We start from the raw sequence: 21,570 nt of genomic DNA, 5'->3' as shown, positions 1-21,570 counted from the left end.
CGGCTAACTGCCGCCGCGAAGGTTGCGGATGCCGAAAACCACCGCGCCGAGCACGAGCACGACACCCAGAAGTTGAAGGCCCGGCGAGTCGTCGGCCTCCCCGTGCACGATGCCGGCGACGCCGAGAGCGACCACGAGAATGGCGGCGACGGTCAGGGTGTACTTCATGGGGTTTCCTCCTCGACCCACTCGAGCAGGTCTCCGGGTTGGCAGTCGAGCACTCGGCACATCGCTTCGAGGGTGCTGAAGCGGACCGCCTTGGCGCGGCCGTTCTTCAGCACCGCCACGTTGGCGGGGGTGAGCCCGACGCGCTCGGCGAACTCACCGACGCTCATCTTGCGCTTGGCCAACTGCACGTCGATGCGGACGACGATGGGCATCAGATCACCGCTTCCATGTCGGTCCGCAGGGTGGTGGCCTGCCGCAACAGCGCCCGCATCACCACCATGAGGAGCCCCAGCACGCTGACGCCCACAGTCAGCAGGAACAGCAGCAGCGGCAGCCCCGGATCGTCCGCGTTGAACCCCACGTAGAGGAAGACACCCACGAGCACCACCCACGCGGCGGCGATGGCCCACACGATCGCGTCCACCCACTTCAGGGACGCTTCGGTGAAGATGCGGTCGCTCTTGACCAGGCTGAGCAACTTCCAGGTCGCGACGATGACGATCTGGACGCACAGCACCCAGAACACCGCCACGACCGTGGCCGGCCACCGGAGGTAGGCGTCCTGCGGCGATTCCGCGGCCATGTGGGCGAACTGTCCGGGCAGGGAGAAGGTCTGAAACAGGACCAGGACTCCGAACAGCACCACGAGGAAGACTCTGAGAGCGGCAACCGCTCGATGCTCCGTAACCATGCATCGAGTTTCGCTCGTTACCTATCGAAAGTCAATCGGTTGCTGGAACGTCCGCTCCGAGTTCAGTACGACGTCGGCCCGGGCGCCGGCCTCGCCTTCTGGGGATAGAACGTCTCGTGACGGGCCAGCATGGCGACGAATTCGCCGATCTTGCGCTCGCGGGTCTCCGCCCGCTTGACGGCATTGAGGCGATGGATGAGAGCGAACCGGTTGGCCTTGGTGAGCACGTCGAGCATGGCCTGGGCGGCGGGCTCGGCGGCGATGGCGGCGAGCAGGTCGGCCGGCACCTCCGCCTCCGACGGCGGGGCATAGGCGGCCGCCCATCGCCCGTCGGCCTTCGCGGCGTCCACCGCGGCACGGCCCGCCGGCAACATCCGTCCCTGCTCCTCCAGCCGGGCCACGTGCCCGACGTTGCGCTGGGACCAGGAACTGCGGGGCCGACGCGGGGTGAACCGGATCCAGGACGACTCCTCATCCCGCTTGCGGGCCTGCCCGTCGATCCAGCCGACGCACAGGCCCTCGTCGACCGCCTGCTGCCAGGTCAGCGTCGTGACCGTGCCACCCTTCTTGGTCAGGGCGAGCCACACGCCCGGCGACGTGGCGTGGTTGGCCGACAACCACGCGCGTAGGGCGTCGGCGTCCGCGACGATCAACTCATCCAGCTCTGTGCTCGCCATGACGGCAGGTTAACCGCTGGCGCCGACACTGCGGCTCCGCAAACCCTGGAGGTCCCGCTGTACGTCAACGACGCGTTCCTCGCCCACTACAACAACCCGGCACGGGCTCGGCTACGCGGCCTGGTCCGCAACCCCGCCATCCCCGCCGACCTGTTGCGGCAGCTTGCCGAGGAGCACCTGCGGGAGGTGGAGGCCGCCCTGATGTTCCGTCCGGAATGGACCAAAGAGCAGTTCGAGGCACTGGTGAACCACCCGACCACAAGGTGCGCAAGATCCTGGCGCAGGCGGTGCACGTCACCCCCGAACAACGGGCCACGCTGGTTGAGGACCCGGAACGCTCCGTGCTGTGGGCGCTCGCCGAAGGGCCGATCTCGCTCCTCGCGTCGACGTGGACGGTGACGGCGGCGCTCCCCGTCTGGGCGTACGAGCGACTTCTCGAACGGCACCCAATGCTGGACCTGATCATGGTCGACTCGCCGTGGGTGCCGCAGGAACTCCGCACCCGGCTGTGGCCGGGCGAATCACGAACGGCGCCGGCCGAACAGCCACCGCCGGACCGTCGGGAGCTCGAAGCGAAGGCCAGCGACGACAACGAATGGGTGCGAAGCACCGCCGCCGCCGACCCCGACCTGCGTGCGGACCTCGTGGCCCGGCTGGCGGTGGACCCGTCACCCACGGTCCGGCTCGCCGTGTCGATGCGCCCCGAGCTCACTGAGGAGCAACGCGCGGCAATCGACTACCACGTCGGACGTGACGACCGGATCCAACCGGCCGCCTGGGCGACCAAGACCCGCGACCCGGAAATCCAGAGCCGCTGCGTGCGCTCGGCGCACATCGGGCTCCGTCGCAGTGTCGCCTGCAACCCCCACCTCACCGCCGACCACGTCGCCGCGCTGGAGAACGACGACGACTTCGCCGTACGGCTCCTGCTGTGCGAACGCCACTCGGGCGTCACCCACGAGCCGGTGCTCCACACCTACCTGGAGGCTACGACGGCGACCCGAGGCCGCCTCCTCGACCACCCCAGCTTCCAGCGGGTCGGACTGGCCCAGCTGGCAGAGTCGCCGGACCCTTGGGCCCGAGCCCTGGTGGTCAGCGATCCCGAGGCAGCACCGCAGCTCATCGAGCGGCTCAGCCACGACCCGCGTCCGGAGGTGCGGAACTCGACGGCCGGTGACCCCCGACTGTCGCCGAGTCGCGTGCTCGACTTGTTCGACGATCCGGAAACCGCCGGAGCAGCCGCCGCCAACCCACACCTGCCGGTGTCGGTCATGCGCAGTGTCCTCACCGACGCCGCGACGCTCGCCAACGGAGCGGTCGACGGCGAACCGACAGTGCTCCTGGGTCGGTGGTCGGGCCGCCGTCGGCTTTAGAGCAGGTGTACGACAGTCCTGGAGAGGGCAGCTTCGTCTGGTGTCAGACGATCTGACGTCGTACGATCGAGTGGTGAAAACCCTTCCTGCCCCCGAGCCGTGGACAGCTGCCCTTCCCGAGGCGACACCGCCACCCGACATGGCGATCCATCAACTCCCCACGGGCACCTACGAGACGCGAGCGGCATTTGCCCTTCGCGGTGGCTCGTTTCGTGACAAGCGGCAGTTCGCCGCCACCGCCATCCTCGTGCGGCACCCGAAGGGCGACTTTCTCATCGACGCCGGCTTCGGGGCCAACGTCGCCGCGCACGTCGCCATGCAGCCGCGGTTCGCCCGCGCCCCCTTCCAGAGCACCCGGACGGTGCGCGAGCAGCTCGACGACAGCGGTTACGACAGCACCAGGCTCCGCGGGGTGTTCCTGACGCACGCGCACTGGGACCACGCGAGCGGCCTCGACTCGCTCGACCTCCCGATCTGGATGAACGGGGGCGAGCTTGAGTACGCCGCCAGCGACGGTGACGGAAAGGTCTACCGCGCCGTCTCGCACGGCCACGAGATCCGCGAATACTCCTTCGACGGCCCCGCGTACCTCGGCTTCCCCGCGAGCTTCGACGTCCACGGCGACGGATCCCTCGTGCTGGCGTTGGCCGGCGGCCACACGACGGGGTCCGTGGTCGCGTTCGTGACCCTTCCGTCCGGGCAGCGCTACGCGTTCATCGGCGACCTGACCTGGCAACTGGACGGAGTCCACCGGCTGGTGGAACGCCCCTGGCTGCTACGGGCCCTCGCCGACAGCGACTCCGAACAGGTACGGCAGGGCATCCTGCGATCGGCCGCGTTGACCGAGCTGATGCAGGTCGTCCCCGCCCACGACCGGCGCGCCTACGAGGGAATCCCGCTGCTGCCGGGGGCGGCGCGATGACCGCTGGACCGGCGCCGTCGCTCGACTCCGAGATCACCTGGCTGTTGCATCGCGCCGCCCAACGGATGCACGTGGTGACCGGCGAACAGGCCGAGAGACACGGCCTGCACCTGCGGGACTACATCGTGTTGAGCGCGCTCGACAAGACACCCGGGCTGACCCAGGTCGAGCTGGCCAGGACGCTCGGGCTCGACAAGACCACGCTGATGACCCAACTCGATCGACTCGAACAGAAGAATCTCGTCGTACGCCACTCCGATCCCCGCGACCGCCGGCTGCGCATTCCGGCGATCACGACAGTTGGCGAGGAGGTACGGGCGCGGGTCGCCCGCGCCAGCGAGGAGGCGGAGCGGAACGCGATGGCCGGTTTCAGCCAGGCCGAGGTCGACACGTTCCGCCGAATGCTGTTCGCGATCATCGGCACGGCGGTGGACCCGGGGTCCTGCCTCTGATCGTTGGGCTGTCACGACGGGCACCGATCCGGACATGGAGTAGACGTGAGCTCCGGGACTGAGCACGAGGAACGCTTCCGACGCGTCTACGCGGTCAACTTCGCGCCACTGCTGGCGTACGCGATGCGACGCGTCGAGCAGCCCGAGGACGCCGCCGACATCGTCGCCGAGACCTTCCTCGTCGCGTGGCGCCGCAGCCGCGAGATGCCGCCCGAGGCGGAGGCCCGGTTGTGGCTGCACGGCGTGGCCCGTCGGGTGCTGGCCAATCACCACCGCAGCGGCAGCCGCCGGGGGCGGCTGGGCGACCGACTGCGGCAACGGTTCCGGGCGGCCCTTGCCGTCGACCCGGGCAGCGAGGTGCCCCAACGACTCACCGTCCGGGCCGCGCTGGCCCAGCTCAACGAGATGGACCGGGAGGTGCTCATGCTGACCTTCTGGGAGGGGCTGGAGCCACGCGAGATCGCCGTGGTTCTCCAGGTGAGCCCGGCTGCGGTCCGTACGCGGCTGTCCCGCGCCCGAGCCCGTCTGCGAGACATCGTCGGTGACGACCTCGGTCCACCCGGACATGTACTCGACGTCATGGCCGTACGCGCCCCCGAGGAGGGCAGATGACCGACGAGCAGTTCGACAGGAGGGTCCGCGACGCCGACCCGTACCGACCCGAGGTCATCGCGCACCTCGACGGGGCCGCGCAGGACCTCCTGGAGGAGATCATGTCCACGCCGATCCTCGAATCCGTACCCGAGCCACCGGGCCGGCGTCCTCGGCCGCGCCGCCGCCTGCTGGGCGGCCTCGCCACCGCGGGCGTCGCGGCCGCCGTCCTCGCCGTCGCCTTCGGCATCGCGATCGTGCAGCCCGACCAGCCAGGGGGCGGCGAGACGTCCCCGGGGACGTCCTCGACCTCGGCGGCCCCTGGAGGAACGACCGGCTATTCGGCGATGGTGCTCAAGGCGGCCGAGGAGAACCCGCGGCTGCTGATCGACCAGCCTGGCTGGACGGCAAAGGACGTCGACGGGTTCGCCAAGAAGGACGGGAGCATCACCTACAGCAACGGTGGGCGGCTCTTCACGATCGACTGGTACGCGGCCAGTGAATATGACGAGCGCCGCCGGGGTCGGCTTGAGTCTGGCAAGGCGGAGCCGGTGACTGTCGACCGCCAGCCGGGTGAGCTGTTCCAACACAGTGCGAGCGACTTCACTGTCGTTCTCCCGCCCCGCGACGGCTCCATGGTCGAGCTGCGGACCTCAAGCCCCTTCACCCGCAGCGATCTCGACCAGATCCTCGCCAGCGTGGTCCGCGTCGATGCACGTACGTGGCTGGCCGCGCTCCCGGCGGAGATCGTCACACCGGAGCGGGTGAACGAGCGGGCGGCCGCAGTACTCGCCGACGTACCGCTCCCCCCGGGCTTCGACCCCGCCACGCTGGACGTCGAGGGAATCAACTCCCCCTACCACTTCGGCGTCCAGGTGCTCGGCCCGGTCGGGTGCGCCTGGATCACCGAATGGACGCGCGCGAAGAAGAGTGGCGACGACGCCGCTCTCCGGCGGGCGGCTGACGCGCTGCGCAGCAGCCACAACTGGAAGGTGCTCCAGCAGATGGACAAGGAGGGCGCCTGGGCGGAGGGCTTCTGGGAGATCGCCGACACGGTGGCCGCCGGTAAGCCGATCCATCCCAAGATGTTCAACCCCTGCGATCCCGAGCAGTAGCAAACCGTTGGGCTGCTCGGGGAGGGCGACGTGCCTGTCCCGGGCAGCCCGACGCTCAGCCGGTCTTGTCGTCCGGGGTGCGCTTGGCGCGGCTGGGCTGCACCCGTTTGGGTTCGCCGGGCATCTTCGGGTGATCCGGCGGGTACGGCAGGTCGCCCTGGCCGGCGGCGGCGTCCCGCTCGGCCCACTCCAGCAGCGGGGTGATGTCCCACGGTGCGTCGTCGATGCCGGCGTGCGGATCACCTCGCTCGGCGAGCCGGGCCGGCACGGTGCGCAGGTCGAAGTCGTCCGGGTCGACGTCGGGTAGCTCGTCCCAGCTGACCGGGGTCGAGACGGTGGCCCGCGCGTTGGCCCGCAGCGAGTACGCGCAGGCGATCGTGCGGTCGCGCGCCATCTGGTTGAAGTCGACGAAGACCCGGGTGCCGCGCTCCTCCTTCCACCAGGCGGTGGTGACCAGGTCGGGGTTGCGGCGCTCCATCTCCCGGGCCAGCGCGATGGTGGCCCGGCGCACCTCGGTGAACGTCCAGCGGGGTTGGATGCGCAGGTAGACGTGTACGCCCCGGCCGCCGGAGGTCTTCGGCCAGCCGGTCGTGCCCAGCTCGTCGAGGAGCGCGCGGACCTCACCGGCGGCCCGTGCCGCGTCGGCGAAGTCGGTGCCGGGCTGCGGGTCCAGGTCGATGCGCAGCTCGTCGGGGCGGTCGACGTCGGCGGCCCGCACGGGCCACGGGTGGAAGACGATGGTGCCCATCTGCGCCGCCCAGGCCACGTGCGCCAGATCGGCCGGGCAGAGCTCCGCCGCGTTCCGGCCGCTCGGGAAGGTGATCTGCGCGGTCGTCACCCACTGCGGCACCCCCCGGGTGGGCACCCGCTTCTGGAAGAACGCCTCGCCCTCGACGCCCTCGGGGAAGCGTTGCAGGGTGGTCGGCCGGTCCCGCAGGGCACGCATGATCCCGTCGCCGACCGCAAGGTAGTAGTGAAAGACGTCCGCCTTGGTGAACCCCCGCTGCGGGAAGATCACCCGATCCGGACTGCTCAGCCGGACGGTGTGCCCGGCTACCTCGACCTCGGCGGCCGCAGCCTTGGTGCCACCCATCCCGCGACCTTATGCCAAGCCCCCGACGTTCGACGTACCGTTGACGGGTGAGTCTTGACGACAATGAGCTGCCCCGTACCGACGAAGAGTGGCGGGTCCGACTGACCCCCGAGGAGTTCCACGTCCTGCGGGAGGCCGGCACCGAACGCCCGTGGACGGGCGAGTACGTGGACACGAAGACCCAGGGGGTCTACCACTGTCGCGCCTGCGGGCTGGAGCTGTTCTCCAGCGACACGAAGTTCGACTCGCACTGCGGCTGGCCGAGCTTCGACGACGCCATCCCGGGCCGGGTCAAGGAAATCGAGGACCGCACCCTCGGCATGGCCCGTACGGAGATCCGCTGCGCCCGCTGTGACAGTCACCTCGGGCACGTCTTCCACGGCGAGGGCTTCACCCCGAAGGACACCCGGCACTGCGTCAACTCGGTCTCCATCAAGCTGGAACCCCGCTGACCCGGCACCCAGGGCGTAACAACGCGCAGGGCGTAACAGCTGCTCAGGGCATGACCGTGCTCAGGGCATGACCGTGCTCAGGGCATGACCGTGCTCAGGGCATGACCGTGCTCAGGGCGTACCCCTGAGCAGCTCGACCTCGGCGGTCCGGGACTGCTCGATCCGGCGGGCCAGGTCGCGGACCCGCTCGTTGCGGCCGACGCCGACGTGGGATCGGGCAAGGTCGGCGGCCGATCGCTGGTGGTCGGTGAGCACCTCGCGCAGCACGCGGTCGACGTCCGCGTCCGGCGCGGTCCGCAGCCGGTCGAGCGCGGCGTCGTCGCCGTGCCCGTCGTGGTGGTGTGCGACCGCGCTGGCGCCCGGCCCGGTCGTGGGCAACCAGCCGCGCATCGCGGCCAGTTCGTCGGCCTCGGTCGCCTCGACGGCGGCGGCCAGGGTGCGCAGCGCGTCGTCGCGCACCCGGTCCCGGGCCAGCCGGACGATCTGCAGGGTGCGTTCGCTGTGCCCGACCATGGTGCTCAGGAACACCACGTCGATCCCGCTCATCGCGTCCGCCTCGATCGCGGACCCGACGCCCGCAGGCCCGACGCCCGCAGACCCGGCCGCCGCCGAGCCGGCCGGGGACGCGGGGGCCGGCTGCGGCAGGGTCGGCGGGCTCGACGTGGGCGGTCCGGCGCAGGCTCCGGTGAGCATCAGAGCCGCGACGAGGGTCGCCAGCGGGGTACGGCGGGGCATGCCGGTGCTCCGTTCACGCGAGAGCGGCGACACGGGTGCGACCAGGGGCCGCACCCGTGCGGTCAGACCTGGAGCCAGAGCGCCGGTACGTTCGGCGGCTCCCAGCCCGGGATCGCTGTGTGCGCCTGCCGGCAGCGGTACGTCGCTCCGCCGTAGGTGACCTGGTCGCCGACCTGGTACGCCCGACCTGTCGTCCAACTGCCGCCCGGCGCGGGCGGAGTGGTCGGCGTGGTGGTCGGGGTGGGCCGTGGGGTGGGGGTGGGGGTGGGGGTAGGCGTCGGGTTCGACCCTCCGCCGCCGATCTGCACGTCGATGCAGGAGTAGAAGGCGTTCGCCGTGTCGGAGATGTTCCACACCGCGAGGATCTTCTGCCGGCCGGAGAAGCCGCCGAGATTCACGTTGTGCGACACAGTGGCGCCCGGCTGCTGACCGTTGCCGTTGACCACGCCGACCCGGGTGTTGCCGATCCAGTACTCCCAGTTGCTGGTGGCGTGCCGGGCGGTGTTCACCCAGGTGAAGGTCAGCGAGCTGCCCACCGAGGTGGCCGGCCAGCCCCGACTGTCGTCGTTGAGGACGGCGAACTGGGCGATTCCGGCATTGCAGCTGCGCAGGCCCTTGGGCCCCTCGACGCTCTGCGGCTCGTACTTGATCTGCCCGCAGTCGGGAACCCGGCCCTGCGCGCAGAGCGCCTGCCGGCTGGGCGGGGCGGAGACGTAGCCGTGCGCCTGCGCGGGGGCGGCGACGGTGAGGGTGGCGGCGACGGCGCCCGCCGCCACCAGCGGGACGGTGATTCTTCGACGCATCGGGCAGCTCCTTCTCCAGGTCCGGTGAGGTGCCCTCAAGGTAATTTAAACATTGTTAACAGTAAAGACTCTCATCGATAAATCCATCGATGGCGGCAGTTTTCTTCTCAGAGCTGGAGCAGGCTGCCCCGGTCGTCGACCTGATCGGCCGACTCGTCGTCCAACCAGACGCCGCCGGTGCCGAGGTAACGGAACCGGTACTCCCCCGGCGGCAGCTTCAGTGTCACCGTCCGGGTGCCGTCGCGGCGGGCCACCAGCTCGTGCCGACCCGGCTGCCAGCCGTTGAAGGAGCCGACGACGCTCACCGGGCCGGGCGGGACATCGCGGGGCAGGCAGAAGGTGACCCGGGTCTGGTTGCCGAAGAGCTTGTTGCGCTTGATCACGGTGATCCTCCGGGGGTTGCGGCGGTTCACCCGGCATAACGGGCAACACGCCGACGCCGACACGCCGCAGTCATGGCCAGGCATTGACGTTCCGCCCCCACGTCGATGCCAACCGGGGGATTCTGTAGGCACTTGCACACTTAACGGAGGTTTTCGGTGGCAACCTGCGAGGTCTGCGGCAACGACTACTGGATGGCGTTCGAGGTGCACACCGTCAGCGGCGACGTGCACACCTTCGACTCGTTCGAGTGCGCGATCCACCGGATGGCGCCGATCTGCGAGCACTGCCAGGTCAAGATCGTCGGGCACGGTGTCGAGGTCAACGGCCGCTTCTTCTGCTGCGCACACTGCGCCCGAGCCGTCGAGGGCGCGGTGGGCGCCGAGATCCGCGACGCCGTCGGCGCCCGCCCGGCCTGACCGCGCCAGCCCGGCCGCGGGCCCTCCGGACCGCCACGCTGGGGTACGGTCGTCGCCATGCGGCCATTCCTGGGCGTCCTGCCCCCGCCGCGCTCCTGAGCGGAGCGCCACGCCTCTCGCCGACCGGGTGACCTGACCCCGCTCGGCCACTCTGTCGTACGCGCTCCGTCGACGTCGTCCCCGTCAACGGCTCACCCTTCGGAGCGCTCCCGTGTCCACGACCCGAACCGCGCTGCCGGCCGCCTCGGCCGCCAGCCACGCCGCCCGCAGCGGCCTGATCCAGATCACCGTCACCGGCGTGCTGTGGGGCACCACCGGCGTGGCGGTGCAACTCCTGCGAGAGAGCACCGGACTCAGCCCGGTGAGCATCGGCTTCCACCGCCTCGCCATCGCCGCGCTCGTGCTGCTGGCGTGCACCGCCGGCCGGCTCCGCACGCTCGTGGCCACAGTGCGCGCCGCGCCCGTACCGCTGCTGCTCACCGGCGTCGGCCTCGGCCTCTACCAGGCGCTCTACTTCGCCGCCGTGGCCTGGGCCGGGGTCAGCGTGGCCACCATCGTCAGCCTGGGCCTGGCCCCGGTGCTCGCCGCGGCCTGGGAGTCGGCGCAGGCCCGCCGCCTCCCCGGCCCGCTGCGACTCGGCACGCTGGTAGCGGCGGTGGCCGGCCTCGTCCTGATCACCGCCGCCACCGAACACCCCGGCGCGGCGGCGCCCGCCCCGCTGCTCGGCCTGCTCGCGGCGGCCGGCTCCGGCCTCGGGTACGCGGTGACCACCCTGATCAGCCGCCAGGTGTCGCAGCGCACCGCGCCGATGGCACTGACCACCATCTCCACCACTGTCGGCGCGCTGACCCTGGCACCGTTCGCCCTGGTCGCCGGGGTCAGCGTGCCGGTACGCCTCGACACCGTGGCGCTGCTGCTGCACCTCGGCGTGGTCACCACGGCGGTCGCGTACGCGTTGTTCTACGCCGGGTTGCGCACCACCCCGGGCAGCGTCGCGGCCGTGCTGACCCTGCTCGAACCGCTCACCGCCGCGGCACTGGCGGTGGCGCTGCTGCACGAACCGCTCCCCCTGCCGGTGATCGTCGGCGGCGGCCTGCTGCTCACCGCCGTGGCCGCCACCTACCTCGCACCCGACCGGGCGGAAACCCGGTGAACCCGCCCGACCTACCATCGACGGATGCCCCAGCAGACCACCGAACTCCGGACGGCCTCCTTCGCCGACCTGAACGCCCGCACCCTCCACGACCTGCTCAAGCTGCGCATCGACGTGTTCGTGGTGGAGCAGAACTGCCCGTACCCGGAGTTGGACGGGCGCGACGTCGAGCCGGGCACCCGGCACGTCTGGCTCACCGACGGCGGCGCGCCCCTGGCGTACCTGCGGATCCTGGCCGACCCGGACGGCGTCGCCCGGATCGGTCGGGTGGTGGTGGCCCCGGCGGCGCGCGGCGGCGGCCACGCCGGCCGGCTGATGACGGCGGCGCTGGAGGTGGTGGGCAACCGGCCCTGCGTGCTGGACGCCCAGTCGCATCTGGTCGCGTTCTACACGCGGCACGGCTTCACTGTCAGCGGCCCCGACTACGTCGAGGACGGCATCCCGCACACGCCGATGCGACGCGATGCCATTGACGGCTGACGATCGAGCTGGCATGGTGCCGGGTAGAGCCATCGCGGGAGCCAGCGATCAGGCACGGGAGTGGGCAACTCCCGGCGATCCGGGTGTCGACGTCCGACCTCATCCCCCCGGGGGCTCCATGTTCACTCCCACCCGACCACGACGCGTGCTCTGGCTGTTCGCCATCGCGGCGACCATCACGCTCCTGTTGACGACCGCACTGACCACCATGCTGCCCAAGCCCGCTTCGGCGCATGGTTCGGTCGTCGACCCGGCCTCGCGTAACTACAGCTGCTGGCAACGCTGGGGCGGCGACTTCCAGAACCCTCGGATGGCCACCGAAGACCCGATGTGCTGGCAGGCCTGGCAGGCCGACCCGGCCGCCATGTGGAACTGGAACGGCCTGTTCCGCGAGGGAGTGGGGGGCAACCACCAGGCCGCCGTCCCCGACGGTCAGCTGTGCAGCGGCGGACGCACCCAGAGCCCCCGCTACAACGCGCTGGACACCGTCGGCGCCTGGAAGACCACAGCGGTGTCGAACAACTTCCGGCTCCGCTTCTTCGACCAGGCCAGCCACGGTGCCGACTACATCCGGGTGTACGTGACCAAGCAGGGCTTCAACTCCACCACCCAACCGCTCGGCTGGGGCAACCTGGAGTTGGCCGGCCAGATCGGTAACACCCCGGCCTCCCAGTGGGACCCGGACACCGGTGGTGTCTCGATCCAGATCCCGGTCAGCGCGCCGGGACGCACCGGGCGACACATCGTCTACACCGTCTGGCAGGCCAGCCACCTGGACCAGTCGTACTACCTGTGCAGCGACGTCGACTTCGGCGGCGGATCGACCACCCCGCCGACCACTCCCCCGCCGACGACCCCGCCGCCCACCACGCCCCCGCCGACCACCCCGCCGCCGGCCGGTGCCTGCACGGCGACGTACCAGGTGACCGGTCAGTGGTCCGGTGGCTTCCAGGCCGAGGTGAAGGTGACCGCCGGCGGTTCACCGACCAAGGGCTGGTCGGTGAGCTGGAACTACAACAACGGCCAGCAGGTCACCTCGTCGTGGAACGCGACGGTCGGCACCAACGGCACGCTGGTCACCGCACGTAACGCCAACCACAACGGCACCCTTGCCGCCGGAGCGAGCACCACGTTCGGTTTCCTCGGCTCGTGGAACGGCAGCAACCCGGTTCCGCTGGTCTCCTGTACGACGACCAGCTGATCCCCGTCCGGCGCCGCACCCGGGCGGGGGTGCGGCGCCGGCCGGCGGGCGTCAGACCAGGCAGTTGACTATCTCGGCTACCGAGCGGCGGCGGCCGGTGTAGAACGGGACCTCTTCGCGGACGTGCCGGCGGGCGCCGGAGGCGCGCAGGTCCCGCATCAGGTCGACGATCCGGTGCAGTTCGTCGGCCTCGAAGGCGAGCATCCACTCGTAGTCGCCGAGCGCGAACGAGGCGACAGTGTTGGCCCGCACGTCCGGGTAGCCGCGGGCCATCTTGCCGTGCTCGGCCAGCATCTCGCGCCGCTCGGCGTCGGGCAGCAGGTACCACTCGTAGGAGCGGACGAACGGGTACACGCAGATGTAGGGGCGGGCCTCCTCGCCGGCAAGGAACGCCGGGATGTGGCTCTTGTTGAACTCCGCCGGGCGGTGCAGCGCCATCTGCGACCACACCGGTGTCAGCGCCCGACCCAGCGTGGTGCGGCGGAACCGCAGGTACGCGTCCTGGAGCGCGTCGGGGGACGCGGAGTGCCACCAGATCATGACGTCCGCGTCGGCGCGCAGCCCGGAGACGTCGTACACGCCCCGGACCACCACGTCCTTGCCGGCCAGCTCGTCGAAGAGCGACACCACCTCGCCGGTGACGTTGTCCCGCAGCGAGGGCAGCGGGGAGCTGGCCCGGAACACCGACCACATGGTGTAGCGGATGCTGTCGTTCAGCTCCCGCAACCGGGCTGCGTTGGTCTGCTCGGTCATCTCGCCGATCCTCCCAGTGCTGTGATGATCTCTTCGGCCGCCGTCTCGCCGGAGCGGACGCAGACCGGGATGCCGACGCCGTCGTAGCCGGCGCCGGCGAGGACCAGTGTGGGGTGTGCGGCCCGCAGCGCCGTCCGCGCGGCCGCGAGCCGGTCGGCGTGCCCCGGCGCGTACTGCGGTAGCGCACCGCCCCACCGCTGCACGTGCCCGTCGACCGGGGCGGGCAGCGGGGTGCCGAGCACCGCCGACAGTTCCCGGTGCACGGTGGCCGCCAGGTCCGCGTCGGGGCGCTGAAGGTGCGCCTCCTCGCCGTACCGGCCCACCGAGGCGCGCACCAGGGCCAACCCGTCCGGCCTGCGCAGGTGCCCCCACTTGGTGGTGAAGAAGGTCGCCGCCTTGATCAGCAGGCCCTCGGTGCTCGGCACCAGGAAGCCGGACAGCTCGGGCAGTCGCGGCTGCGGCAACACCATGGTGACCAGGGCGACGCTCGCGTAGTCCAGCACGCCGACGTCCACCGCCACCGCCGGCGCGGGGCCGGCGAGCAGCCGCGCCGCCGGTCGCGCCGGCACCGCCAGCACCACGGCGTCCACGTCCACCAACTCGGGGTCGCGGGTCGGGCCGACGGTGAGCCGCCAACCGGTGCCGGTCGGCGTCAGCTCGCGCACTGCGGCGTCCCGTCGTACCGTCGCGCCGCTGGCCGTCACCGCCGCCTCGACCAGGGTGCTCAGCCCACCGGCGAGGGTGCCGAAGACCGGGGCGCCGGGCGCACGCGGCGCGGCGGCCTGCGCGGCCCGGACCGCGCCGACCAGGGTGTGCTCCACCCGGGCCGCCCGGGCCAGCGCCGGCATCGTCGTGACCAGGGAGAGATCGTCGGCTCGGCCCGCGTACACGCCGCCCAGCATCGGGTCGACCAGTCGCTCGACCACCTCGTTGCCGAAGCGGGACCGGACCAGCGCGCCCACCGAGACGTCCGCGTCCGGCCCGACCAGCGGCCGACCGCCGTCGGTGTCGGCGTCCGCGGCCGGGCGGGCGACAGTGGCCACCCGCTCCAGATCCCCGGGTACGCCCACCAGGGTGCCGCCCGGGATGGGGCGCAGCCCTCCGTCGATGACCAGCGCGGCCTGCCCCACAGTGGGGTGCACGATCTTCTCGGCCAGCCCGAGCCGGCGGGCCAACGCCACCGCCGCGCTCTCGGCGCCGGTCGGGTCGCGCATCAGGAACGACTCAGCGCCGAACTCCACCGGCTGACCAGCCAGCTCCCCGGTGCGCAGCTTTCCGCCCAGCGCGCCGGACTGCTCGTACACAGTGATCTCGGTGCCGGCCGGTGCGCGGTCGCGCAGGCGGACCGCGGCGGCCAGCCCGGCGATCCCGCCGCCGACCACCGCCACCCGCCAGGGCTGCCGCATTCCCGGTCAGCCCTGGTCGGCCCGGCGGCTGGACAGCTCGTGCACCAGCGCGACCACCCGGGTCAGCACCTCCGGGTCGGTCTCCGGCATCACCCCGTGGCCGAGGTTGAACACGTGCCCGGGGGCCGCCCGGCCCTGCTCCAGGATGCGGCGTACCTCAGCCTCCACGACCGGCCACGGCGCGAGCAGCACACACGGGTCCAGGTTGCCCTGCACCGCCTTGTCCGCGCCGATTCGGCCGGTGGCCACGTCCAGCGGCGTACGCCAGTCGACGCCGACCACGTCCGCCCCGGCCTCGCCCATCGCGCCGAGCAGCTCGGCGGTGCCCACCCCGAAGTGGATCCGGGGCACCCCGGCGTCCACCAGCCCGCTCAGCACGGCGGTCGAGTGCGGCAACACGAAACGGCGGTAGTCGGCCTCGGAGAGCGCGCCGGCCCACGAGTCGAACAGCTGCACGGCGGAGACTCCGGCCTCGATCTGCACCCGCAGGAAGGCCAGCGTCACATCGGCCAGCCGGGCGCAGAGCGCGTGCCACAGCTCGGGGTCGCCGTACATCAGGGCCTTGGTCTTCGCGTGGGTGCGCGACGGACCGCCCTCGACCAAGTAGCTGGCCAGCGTGAACGGCGCACCGGCGAAGCCGATCAGCGGGGTGTCGCCCAGCTCGACCACCAACTGCCGGACGGCCTCGTCCACGTACGAGACGTCGTCGCGGGTGATCAGGCGGATCCGCTCCACGTCGGCGGCGGTGCGGATCGGCTCGGCGACGACCGGGCCGGTGCCCGGCACGATGTCCAGGTCGATCCCGGCCGCGGCGACGGGCACCACGATGTCGCTGAACAGGATCGCCGCGTCCACGCCGTGGCGGCGCACCGGCTGGAGGGTGATCTCGGTGACCAGCTCCGGGCGCCGGCAGGACTCCAGCATCGGCACGCTCGCCCGGATCTCCCGGTACTCCGGCAGGGAGCGGCCGGCCTGGCGCATGAACCAGACCGGGGTGTGCGGGACGGGCCGACGTCGGCAGGCCCGGATGAAGGGCGAGTCGGCCGGTCCGCCGGGGCGGGAATCTCCGTCTCGGGCGACAGTGCCCGTGGTGTCCGTGGTCATCGCCGCAATCGTGCCACGCCCGCCACCCCCAACCGGGTGGGGGTGAGAGGAAGGGCACCGTTCCTTACCTCGGAGTCGAAGCGAGGGCCCCTCGGTGAGCGTCGGCGCGCCGTCGAAGCGGGGGGCGGGCGTCGGCATAGGCTGCCGACATGGCCCCCCCGATCGCGCTCCCGGAGACGTTCGCCCGAGCGGTCGCCGGGCTGCGGTCGGCCGCCCCCCGGCCGGAGATCACCCTGGAGGAGGTCGGCGCTCCCCAGCGGCTGGCCCCGTACGCGTTCGCGCTCGCCGCCACAGTTCTGCGCGACGACGACGAGGTGGCGACCGGCCGGCTGATCCTGCTGCACAACCCGGTCGGGCACGAGGCGTGGCAGGGCACCCTGCGGCTGGTCACCTACGTGACCGCCGAGTTGGAGGTCGATCTGGCCGCCGACCCGCTGCTGCCCGGGGTCGGCTGGACGTGGCTGACCGACGCGTTGGACGCCCAGGACGCCGGCCACCGGGCGATCGGCGGAACGGTGACGCAGACCATGTCGACCCGGTTCGGCGATCTCGCCGGGCCACCGACCATCGGTGACATCGAGATCCGCGCGTCCTGGACGCCGATCGACGACGACCTGACCCCACACCTGCTCGGCTGGTGCGCGTTGCTCGCCTCCACCGCCGGTCTTCCCCCACCCGGCGTCACCGCCCTCTCCGACCGCCGCCCGGCCGGCGCAGCCTGACGTTCGGCCCTCGGGAGGACACTTTGCGGACACCTGATCGACACACGCCGGACCGGCTGCACCCGCCGGATCTCCGCGCGCACTAGGGTTGTCAGGTGACCGACGAACCACCCCTGCGCCGTCGGCCCACCGAAGAACTTCCGGGAAACGCACTCCAGCACCCGCCGTCGGCCCAGCCGCAGCCGGCGGACGCGGGGGCCGACCCGGCCGACGGTGGGCCCGTTCCGCTGATCGCCCCGCGTGACGGCACCCCCGATCCGGTGGCCGCCCCGGCCGAGCTTGCCGAGGTCGTGGCCCGCTTCGCGGCGGGCACCGGCCCGGTCGCCCTGGACGCCGAGCGTGCTTCCGGCTACCGCTACAGCCAACGCGCGTACCTGGTGCAACTGCGCCGAGCAGGTGCGGGCACGGCGCTGATCGACCCACTGCCCCTGCCCGACCTCAGCGCGCTGGACGCGGTGATCGGCGAGGCCGAGTGGGTCCTCCACGCGGCCAGCCAGGATCTGCCCTGCCTGGCCGAGGTGGGGCTGCGCCCGCGCCGACTGTTCGACACCGAGTTGGCGGCTCGGCTGGCCGGCTTCGAACGCGTCGGGCTGGCCGCGCTCACCGAGCAGCTGCTCGGGTTCACCCTCGAGAAGCACCACTCGGCGGCGGACTGGTCGAGCCGACCGCTGCCCGAGTCGTGGTTGACGTACGCCGCCCTCGACGTGGAGCTGCTCACCGACCTGCGCGACGCGCTGGACGCCGAGTTGACCCGGCAGGGCAAGTCGGCCTGGGCCGCGGAGGAGTTCGCGGCGCTGGTCCGCACCGGGGCGCGTCCACCGCGGGTCCGGGCGGAGCCGTGGCGGCGTACCTCGGGCATCCACCGGCTGCGGGGGGCGCGGGCCCAGGCCCGGGTCCGCTCGATGTGGTACGCCCGGGACCAGATCGCCTCCCGGCGGGACGCCGCTCCCGGTCGGGTGTTGCCCGACTCGGCGATCATCGCCGCGGCCGAGCTGGACCCGAAGGACGAGAAGACCCTGCTGACCCTGCCCGGCTTCGGTGGTCGGTCGGTCCGTCGGCTGGCCCGCACCTGGCTCGCCGCGCTCGACGACGCCCGGCAGCTGCCGGAGGATTCCCTGCCGGTCTCGCCGGCCGTGGAGGGTCCGCCCCCGCCGCACCGGTGGGCCGAACGGGACCCGGTGGCGGCCGGTCGGCTGGCCCGCTGCAGGGAGGTCGTGATCCGCATCGCTGGCGAGCACAACCTTCCGCCGGAAAACCTGATCACTCCGGATTCGGTCCGTCGCCTGGCCTGGACACCGCCGGGAGAGATCACCGAGGAGTCGGTAGCGGAGACCCTGCGCGGCCTCAACGCCCGCGAGTGGCAGATCGGCCTCCTCACCCCCAACCTGACCGAAGCCCTGGCTCCGGCGGCCTCGGCCGCCTGACCCGACCCCCGGGTGTGGGGTGGGCCACAGCCGGGGGTGGGGACGGGGTTGGTTACTGGCGAGTAGCATCCGAGGGAAACGTGCCCGTGTCGGCGACCCTTGTTCCGGTCCGGCGTGCCGCCCGGCGCGAAGGCCGAATCACGGTCGAATAGGAGGCTCAAGTGCCCCGTGAAGTTCGCGACGTCGTCTTCGTCGACGGCGTCCGTACCCCGTTCGGCAAGGCGGGTGGCATGTACGCCAACACCCGCGCCGACGACCTGGTGATCCGCTGCATCCGGGAACTGATGCGTCGCAACCCGCAGCTGCCGCCGGAGCGGGTCGAGGAGGTCGCCATCGCGGCCACCACCCAGATCGGCGACCAGGGCCTCACCATCGGCCGCACCGCCGCCCTGCTGGCGGGGCTGCCCAAGACCGTTCCCGGCTTCGCCATCGACCGGATGTGCGCGGGTGCGATGACCGCTGTCACCACAGTGGCCAGCGGCATCGCCATGGGCGCGTACGACATCGCCATCGCCGGAGGCGTCGAGCACATGGGCCGCCACCCGATGGGTGAGGGCGTCGACCCCAACCCGCGCATCATCGCTGAGAAGCTGGTCGACCCGTCCGCGCTGGTGATGGGCTCCACCGCGGAGAACCTGCACGACCTGGTCCCGCACATCACCAAGGCTCGCACCGACGCGTTCGCGCTCGCCTCGCAGCAGAAGACCGCCAAGGCGTACGCCAACGGCAAGCTCCAGGACGACCTGGTGCCGATGTCGATCCGCGACGCGGAGGGCGGCTGGGGTCTGGCCACAGTGGACGAGGCCCCGCGGGACACCTCGCTGGAGAAGCTGGGCACCCTGAAGACCCCGTTCCGCCCGCACGGCAAGGTCACCGCGGGCAACGCGGCCGGCCTGAACGACGGCGCCACCGCGAGCCTGCTGGCCGACGAGGCCACCGCCCGCGAACTGGGCCTGCCGGTCGCCATGCGGCTGGTGTCGTTCGGCTTCGTCGGAGTCGAGCCGGAGGTGATGGGCGTCGGCCCGATCCCGTCGACAGAGAAGGCGCTGCGCCTCGCCGGGCTCAGCATCGACGACATCGGCCTGTTCGAGCTGAACGAGGCGTTCGCCGTGCAGGTGCTCGCCTTCCTCGACCACTTCGGCATCGCCGACGACGACGCGCGGGTCAACCCGTGGGGCGGCGCGATCGCGATCGGTCACCCGCTGGCCTCCTCCGGCGTGCGGCTGATGACGCAGCTGGCCCGCCAGTTCGCCGAGCACCCCGAGGTGCGTTACGGCGTCACGGCGATGTGCATCGGCATCGGCATGGGCGGCACGGTCATCTGGGAGAACCCGCACTGGGAGGGCGACAAGTGAAGGCACCGAACGAGGTCGTCACCCGGGCGCTGCTGCGTCAGGTGAACGTGCCGGGGCTGGACCGGCCCGCCGCCCTGATCACGCTGGACAACGGCTTCGACCACACCAAGCCGAACACCTTCGGCCCGGGTGGGCTGGCCAGCCTGGACGAGGCGATCACGGCCGCGCTCGCCGCCGACCCGGCGTTCATCGCGGTCACCGGCAAGCCGTACATCTTCTGTGTGGGCGCGGACATCGTGGGTCTGCCACAGCTCGCCGACCGCGCGCAGGCGCTGGAGATCGGCCGGCTCGGCCACCGGGTCTTCGCCCGGTTGAAGGACAGCACCGTCCCCACCTTCGCCTTCGTCAACGGCGCGGCCATGGGCGGTGGCCTGGAGTTGGCCCTGCACTGCCACTACCGGACGCTCTCCGGCGGCGCGGCGGCCCTCGCGCTGCCCGAGGTCTCCCTCGGTCTGGTGCCCGGCTGGGGCGGCACCCAGCTGCTGCCGAACCTGATCGGCATCCCCGCCGCGACCCAGGTGATCATCCAGAACCCGCTGATGCAGAACAAGATGCTCAAGCCGAAGCAGGCAGCCGAGCTGGGCATCGCGGACATCCTGTTGGAGCCGGCGGACTTCCTGGAGCGGTCCCTGGAGTGGGCTGCCGGCGTGGTCCGGGGTCAGGTCACAGTGACCCGGCCCGAGGTCGACAAGGACATGTGGGCGGGCGTGCTCTACTTCGCCCGGGAGACGCTGAACCAGCGGCTGCACGGCGCGGTCCCGGCCGCGTACAAGGCGCTCGACCTGCTGGAGACGGCGAAGGACGGCGACTTCGCCGCCGGCACCGCCGCCGAGGACGAGGCCCTCGCGGACCTGGTCTTCTCCGAGGAGCTGCGCAGCGGCCTGTACGCGTTCGACCTGGTGCAGCGGCGGGCCAAGCGCCCGGCCGGCGCACCGGACAAGGGCCTGGCCCGCACGATCACCAAGGTCGGCATCGTCGGCGCGGGTCTGATGGCCAGCCAGCTGGCGCTGCTGTTCGCCCGCCGCCTCCAGGTGCCGGTGGTGATGACCGACCTCGACCAGTCCCGGGTGGACAAGGGCGTCGGCTACGTGCACACCCAGATCGAGAAGGCCGTCATCAAGGGCCGGATGGACAAGGGCACCGCCGCCAAGCTGTACGGCCTGGTCAGCGGCACTGTCGACAAGAGCGCGTTCGCGGACGCGGACTTCGTCATCGAGGCGGTCTTCGAGGACCTGAGCGTCAAGAAGCAGGTCTGGGCCGAGTTGGAGAAGATCGTCTCTCCGGAGGCGGTGCTCGCCACCAACACCAGCTCGCTGTCGATCACCGAGATGGCCGCCGAGTTGGAGCACCCGGAGCGGGTGGTCGGCTTCCACTTCTTCAACCCGGTGGCGGTGCTGCCGCTGCTGGAGATCGTCCGGGGCGAGCGCACCGACGACGTCACCCTGGCGACCGCGTTCGCGGTCGGCAAGCAGCTCAAGAAGTCGAGCGTGCTGGTCAAGGACGCTCCGGCGTTCGTGGTGAACCGGCTGCTCACCCGCTTCCTGGGCACCGTCTTCGCCGCCGTCGACGCCGGCACCCCGCTGGACGTGGCGAACAGCGCACTGGACCCGCTGGGCCTGCCGATGCGCCCGCTGGCCCTGCTCCAGTTGGTCGGGCCGGCCGTCGCGTACCACGTGGGCGGCACCCTGCACGCCGCGTACCCGGACCGGTTCGGCGTCAGCGAGAACCTCAAGCGGATCGCCGACTCGGGCCAGCCGATCGTGGTCGACGACCAGGTCAACGAGGAGGTCGCCAAGCTGCTGGTGGTGGGTGACCAGCCGTTGACCGCCGAGCAGGTACGCCAGAACGCGCTCGACGCGCTCGCGCAGGAGATCCGGCTGATGCTGGACGAGGGTGTGGTCGCCGAGGCGCAGGACATCGACCTGTGCATGATCCTGGGCGCCGGCTGGCCGTTCCACCTGGGCGGCGTCACGCCGTACCTGGACCGGACCGGCACCTCCGAGCGGGTCACCGGCCAGCGGTTCCTGCCGCCCGGCGCGGCGAGCCTGCCGGCCTGAGGAATAGCAGCACCACCATCGCGGTGGTCGGACCGTCCCCGGT

General features: G+C 71.5%; 25 protein-coding genes. 14 read left to right on the top strand and 11 right to left on the bottom strand.

Going from position 1 to position 21,570, the window contains the following annotated elements:
- Positions 1-3: 3 nt before the first annotated feature.
- From ACLJOK_RS24285 to ACLJOK_RS24270, 4 genes are all read right to left on the bottom strand, one after another.
- Complete coding sequence (locus ACLJOK_RS24285) at positions 4-168, bottom strand: hypothetical protein (protein WP_410820915.1); 165 nt, start codon at positions 166-168, stop codon at positions 4-6.
- Positions 165-380 carry a helix-turn-helix domain-containing protein gene (locus ACLJOK_RS24280; RefSeq protein ID WP_410820914.1) on the bottom strand — a complete coding sequence of 72 codons (216 nt, stop codon included), beginning with the start codon at positions 378-380 and terminating at the stop codon, positions 165-167. The genes ACLJOK_RS24285 and ACLJOK_RS24280 overlap by 4 nt, the downstream gene beginning before the upstream one ends.
- Entirely contained in the window at positions 380-814 is a 435-nt protein-coding gene (locus ACLJOK_RS24275) for a DUF2975 domain-containing protein (protein ID WP_410820913.1), read from the bottom strand. The genes ACLJOK_RS24280 and ACLJOK_RS24275 overlap by 1 nt, the downstream gene beginning before the upstream one ends.
- Positions 815-921: 107 nt before the next feature.
- Positions 922-1,536 (bottom strand): YdeI/OmpD-associated family protein, encoded by a 615-nt coding sequence (locus tag ACLJOK_RS24270; protein ID WP_410820912.1) that lies wholly within the window; start codon positions 1,534-1,536, stop codon positions 922-924.
- A 263-nt stretch (positions 1,537-1,799) separates the two neighbouring features.
- Between ACLJOK_RS24270 and ACLJOK_RS24265 the strand changes: the two genes are divergently transcribed.
- The 5 genes from ACLJOK_RS24265 to ACLJOK_RS24245 all read left to right on the top strand — a co-directional run bounded on the left by ACLJOK_RS24265 (position 1,800) and on the right by ACLJOK_RS24245 (position 5,989).
- The gene (locus tag ACLJOK_RS24265) at positions 1,800-2,909 is read left to right on the top strand and encodes a hypothetical protein (RefSeq protein ID WP_410820911.1); all 1,110 of its coding nucleotides are present in this window, start codon (positions 1,800-1,802) and stop codon (positions 2,907-2,909) included.
- Positions 2,910-2,982: 73 nt separating this feature from the next.
- Positions 2,983-3,831, top strand: coding sequence for an MBL fold metallo-hydrolase (locus ACLJOK_RS24260; protein WP_410820910.1), 849 nt, complete (start codon positions 2,983-2,985; stop codon positions 3,829-3,831).
- Positions 3,828-4,283, top strand: a complete 456-nt coding sequence (locus tag ACLJOK_RS24255) for a MarR family winged helix-turn-helix transcriptional regulator (protein WP_410820909.1) — start codon at positions 3,828-3,830, stop codon at positions 4,281-4,283. The genes ACLJOK_RS24260 and ACLJOK_RS24255 overlap by 4 nt, the downstream gene beginning before the upstream one ends.
- A 45-nt stretch (positions 4,284-4,328) precedes the next feature.
- Positions 4,329-4,895, top strand: a complete 567-nt coding sequence (locus ACLJOK_RS24250) for an RNA polymerase sigma factor (RefSeq protein ID WP_410820908.1) — start codon at positions 4,329-4,331, stop codon at positions 4,893-4,895.
- Entirely contained in the window at positions 4,892-5,989 is a 1,098-nt protein-coding gene (locus tag ACLJOK_RS24245; RefSeq protein WP_410820907.1) for a hypothetical protein, read from the top strand. The genes ACLJOK_RS24250 and ACLJOK_RS24245 overlap by 4 nt, the downstream gene beginning before the upstream one ends.
- A 55-nt stretch (positions 5,990-6,044) precedes the next feature.
- Here the strand turns inward: ACLJOK_RS24245 and ligD are convergent, their stop codons facing one another.
- The gene (gene ligD / locus ACLJOK_RS24240) at positions 6,045-7,082 is read right to left on the bottom strand and encodes a non-homologous end-joining DNA ligase (protein ID WP_410820906.1); all 1,038 of its coding nucleotides are present in this window, start codon (positions 7,080-7,082) and stop codon (positions 6,045-6,047) included.
- A gap of 47 nt (positions 7,083-7,129) precedes the next feature.
- Here ligD and msrB point away from each other — a divergent pair, with 47 nt between their 5' ends.
- The gene (msrB, locus tag ACLJOK_RS24235) at positions 7,130-7,534 is read left to right on the top strand and encodes a peptide-methionine (R)-S-oxide reductase MsrB (RefSeq protein ID WP_091400676.1); all 405 of its coding nucleotides are present in this window, start codon (positions 7,130-7,132) and stop codon (positions 7,532-7,534) included.
- A gap of 111 nt (positions 7,535-7,645) precedes the next feature.
- On the opposite strand, the gene ACLJOK_RS24230 is transcribed toward msrB, so the two are convergent.
- The 3 genes from ACLJOK_RS24230 to ACLJOK_RS24220 form a co-directional block, all read right to left on the bottom strand.
- Positions 7,646-8,269, bottom strand: a complete 624-nt coding sequence (locus tag ACLJOK_RS24230; protein ID WP_410820905.1) for a DUF305 domain-containing protein — start codon at positions 8,267-8,269, stop codon at positions 7,646-7,648.
- Between the two features lie 62 nt (positions 8,270-8,331).
- A complete protein-coding gene (locus ACLJOK_RS24225) occupies positions 8,332-9,072 on the bottom strand; it encodes a lytic polysaccharide monooxygenase (protein ID WP_410820904.1) in 741 nt (246 codons plus the stop codon).
- Positions 9,073-9,179: 107 nt separating this feature from the next.
- A complete protein-coding gene (locus ACLJOK_RS24220) occupies positions 9,180-9,455 on the bottom strand; it encodes an isoamylase early set domain-containing protein (protein WP_410820903.1) in 276 nt (91 codons plus the stop codon).
- 156 nt (positions 9,456-9,611) lie between these two features.
- Here ACLJOK_RS24220 and ACLJOK_RS24215 point away from each other — a divergent pair, with 156 nt between their 5' ends.
- The 4 genes from ACLJOK_RS24215 (at position 9,612) to ACLJOK_RS24200 (ending at position 12,706) form a co-directional block, all read left to right on the top strand.
- The gene (locus ACLJOK_RS24215) at positions 9,612-9,872 is read left to right on the top strand and encodes a Prokaryotic metallothionein (RefSeq protein WP_124815255.1); all 261 of its coding nucleotides are present in this window, start codon (positions 9,612-9,614) and stop codon (positions 9,870-9,872) included.
- Between the two features lie 211 nt (positions 9,873-10,083).
- The gene (locus tag ACLJOK_RS24210; RefSeq protein WP_410820902.1) at positions 10,084-11,025 is read left to right on the top strand and encodes a DMT family transporter; all 942 of its coding nucleotides are present in this window, start codon (positions 10,084-10,086) and stop codon (positions 11,023-11,025) included.
- A gap of 24 nt (positions 11,026-11,049) precedes the next feature.
- Entirely contained in the window at positions 11,050-11,505 is a 456-nt protein-coding gene (locus tag ACLJOK_RS24205) for a GNAT family N-acetyltransferase (RefSeq protein ID WP_410820901.1), read from the top strand.
- A 118-nt stretch (positions 11,506-11,623) separates the two neighbouring features.
- Positions 11,624-12,706 (top strand): lytic polysaccharide monooxygenase, encoded by a 1,083-nt coding sequence (locus ACLJOK_RS24200; RefSeq protein WP_410820900.1) that lies wholly within the window; start codon positions 11,624-11,626, stop codon positions 12,704-12,706.
- 51 nt (positions 12,707-12,757) lie between these two features.
- Here ACLJOK_RS24200 and hemQ read toward each other — a convergent pair whose 3' ends face one another.
- From hemQ to hemE, 3 genes are read right to left on the bottom strand one after another with little or no spacing between them, the layout of a single operon-like run.
- Complete coding sequence (gene hemQ / locus ACLJOK_RS24195; protein ID WP_196921722.1) at positions 12,758-13,459, bottom strand: hydrogen peroxide-dependent heme synthase; 702 nt, start codon at positions 13,457-13,459, stop codon at positions 12,758-12,760.
- Positions 13,456-14,865: a protoporphyrinogen oxidase gene (hemG, locus tag ACLJOK_RS24190; RefSeq protein WP_410820899.1), complete on the bottom strand. Its 1,410-nt coding sequence runs from the start codon at positions 14,863-14,865 to the stop codon at positions 13,456-13,458. The genes hemQ and hemG overlap by 4 nt, the downstream gene beginning before the upstream one ends.
- A gap of 6 nt (positions 14,866-14,871) precedes the next feature.
- Complete coding sequence (gene hemE, locus ACLJOK_RS24185; protein ID WP_410820898.1) at positions 14,872-15,969, bottom strand: uroporphyrinogen decarboxylase; 1,098 nt, start codon at positions 15,967-15,969, stop codon at positions 14,872-14,874.
- A 149-nt stretch (positions 15,970-16,118) separates the two neighbouring features.
- Between hemE and ACLJOK_RS24180 the strand changes: the two genes are divergently transcribed.
- The 4 genes from ACLJOK_RS24180 (at position 16,119) to ACLJOK_RS24165 (ending at position 21,527) form a co-directional block, all read left to right on the top strand.
- The gene (locus tag ACLJOK_RS24180; RefSeq protein WP_091400652.1) at positions 16,119-16,691 is read left to right on the top strand and encodes a DUF3000 domain-containing protein; all 573 of its coding nucleotides are present in this window, start codon (positions 16,119-16,121) and stop codon (positions 16,689-16,691) included.
- 95 nt (positions 16,692-16,786) lie between these two features.
- A complete protein-coding gene (locus ACLJOK_RS24175) occupies positions 16,787-18,115 on the top strand; it encodes a ribonuclease D (RefSeq protein ID WP_410820897.1) in 1,329 nt (442 codons plus the stop codon).
- 161 nt (positions 18,116-18,276) lie between these two features.
- Positions 18,277-19,470, top strand: a complete 1,194-nt coding sequence (locus ACLJOK_RS24170) for a thiolase family protein (RefSeq protein WP_410820896.1) — start codon at positions 18,277-18,279, stop codon at positions 19,468-19,470.
- Positions 19,467-21,527: a 3-hydroxyacyl-CoA dehydrogenase NAD-binding domain-containing protein gene (locus ACLJOK_RS24165; protein ID WP_410820895.1), complete on the top strand. Its 2,061-nt coding sequence runs from the start codon at positions 19,467-19,469 to the stop codon at positions 21,525-21,527. Before ACLJOK_RS24170 ends, ACLJOK_RS24165 begins: the two co-directional genes overlap by 4 nt.
- Positions 21,528-21,570 lie beyond the last annotated feature (43 nt).

The sequence above is a fragment of the Micromonospora sp. 050-3 genome, assembly GCF_046549335.1.
In the GTDB taxonomy this organism is placed as follows: domain Bacteria; phylum Actinomycetota; class Actinomycetes; order Mycobacteriales; family Micromonosporaceae; genus Micromonospora; species Micromonospora trifolii.
This window is presented reverse-complemented; position numbering and strand designations above follow the sequence as displayed.